Below are 1,790 nucleotides of genomic sequence, written 5' to 3'. Positions count from 1 at the left end.
CACCTGCCTGCGGCTGATGCGGGTCACGAAGGTTCCGGCCTGGGCGCGGACGTCGATCAGCCCTTCATCTTCAACACGTTTGACGGCCTCGCGCACCGGCGTCCGCGACGTGCCGAGACGCTCGGCAATCTCTATTTCATTGACCGGCGAACCGGGCGCGAGCCTGCCGGTCACGATGGCGCGGCGAACGAGCTGGTAGATCTGGTCGCGAAGCGGCATATTCCGCGTGATCGTCACGCCACTGAGAAATGCCGTCAAATCGGATTTGTCCTGCGCGGAATGGCCGGCACTCGCCGCTTCTTTTGACACGTCCGTATTCTCCCATCAAAAACCGGACCGACCGGCAGAAATTTCTTTAGCCGGTTTCTTGTCCGCAACCAACCTCCCTCATCATTTCGAGACAAGCCGCTCGCCCGATGCGCCGAACAGATGAACCTTGCCCGCTTCCGGTTGCAGATGGATGATCGCCCCCGGCCCGAGATTCAGCCGCTCATGGAAGAGGCAATGAACCTGCTGGTTGCCGATTTTCGCCGCTACCCCCCGGCCCTCCGCCAACTCCTCCGTGCGCCGCACGATCTCGGCGGGCGCCGCCTGAAGCGTCACCAGCGCGTCAGTGGCGCTCACTGGCGCATAAAGCCCGCCAAGCGATGCACAACCCATGCTGAGCGCCGTTACCGAGAGATCAGTGCTTCCCAGACGTCGTTTATCCCCTGCCCGCATCGCAATCTCCTTTGCATTTGCCGATCATTACACGAAATGCTCACACGGCAACCCTCTTCAAGTCCCTTGACGATGATACATTATACTAGTATTCCAATATACAGTAGACAACGCATTTCCGGCTTCCGCCTGTTTCACGCAGAGAAATCATGGCTCGCTACATCAAACTGACTGAAACCGATAACATCATCGTCGCCATCGAACCGATCGCGCCGGGTGAGGCCGTGGCAGAGATTGCTGCGCGCGAGCGCATTCCGCGCGGTCACAAAATGGCGCTTCAGGCGATCGCAAGCCGGATGCCCATCGTCAAATATGGCCAGATCATCGGCTTTTCCACGCAGGACATCGAACCGGGGCAATGGGTCCACGAACATAACGTAACGATGCAGAGTTTCGAACGCGGCTATGCGAGCGGTGAGGAAGCAAGGCCGACGCGCTATGTCGAGCCGGAGAAGCGTCACAGCTTCAACGGTTTCAGGCGTGCCAGCGGGCGCTTCGGCACCCGTAATTACATCGCCGTTCTCACCTCGGTGAACTGTTCCGCCACCGCCTCGCGCTTCATCGCCGATGAGATCAACCGCTCTGGCATTCTCGACCAGTTCCCGAATGTGGACGGTGTGATATCGCTCGTCCATGGCACCGGATGCGGACTGGATATCCATGGCGAGGCTTATGAATTGCTGAAGAGGACCCAGTGGGGGGTGGCACAGAACCCGAATATTGGCGGCGTGTTGATGGTGGGGCTGGGCTGCGAAGCGTTTCAGATTCCGCGCTGGATGGATGCTTACGGATTGAGGGAAAGCGAGACCTTTCGCACACTTACCATTCAGGAGCTCGGCGGCACGCGCAAGACGGTGGAGGCTGGCGTCGCGGCCATCCGTGAGATGCTGCCGGTGGTCAATAGGGCCAACCGCGTTCCCGCCCCCGCCTCGGAACTGATGCTGGCGCTGCAATGCGGCGGCTCCGACGGTTATTCCGGTATCACGGCCAATCCGGCACTCGGCATTGCCGCCGATATATTGATCGCCGAAGGCGGAACCGCGATCCTCTCGGAAACCCCTGAAATATAC

General features: G+C 59.7%; 3 protein-coding genes. 1 reads left to right on the top strand and 2 read right to left on the bottom strand.

The annotated features are described in order from the left end of the window. Both O8B93_RS27810 and O8B93_RS27805 read right to left on the bottom strand, forming a co-directional pair. Positions 1–219: GntR family transcriptional regulator (locus O8B93_RS27810; protein WP_269713103.1), on the bottom strand; the 219-nt coding region annotated here is incomplete at its 3' end. 171 nt (positions 220–390) lie between these two features. Beyond that, on the bottom strand, positions 391–720 hold the full coding sequence (locus tag O8B93_RS27805) for a hypothetical protein (RefSeq protein WP_269713102.1): 330 nt from the start codon (positions 718–720) through the stop codon (positions 391–393). 149 nt (positions 721–869) lie between these two features. On the opposite strand from O8B93_RS27805, the gene O8B93_RS27800 reads away from it, so the two are divergent. Next, positions 870–1,790: UxaA family hydrolase (locus O8B93_RS27800; RefSeq protein ID WP_269713101.1), on the top strand; the 921-nt coding region annotated here is incomplete at its 3' end.

It is taken from the genome of Martinezella rhizogenes (assembly GCF_027460065.1).
GTDB classification, from domain to species: Bacteria; Pseudomonadota; Alphaproteobacteria; order Rhizobiales; family Rhizobiaceae; genus Agrobacterium; species Agrobacterium rhizogenes_C.
Note: the sequence above shows the minus strand (reverse complement) of the source record. Positions and strands in the feature narration are given on the sequence as shown.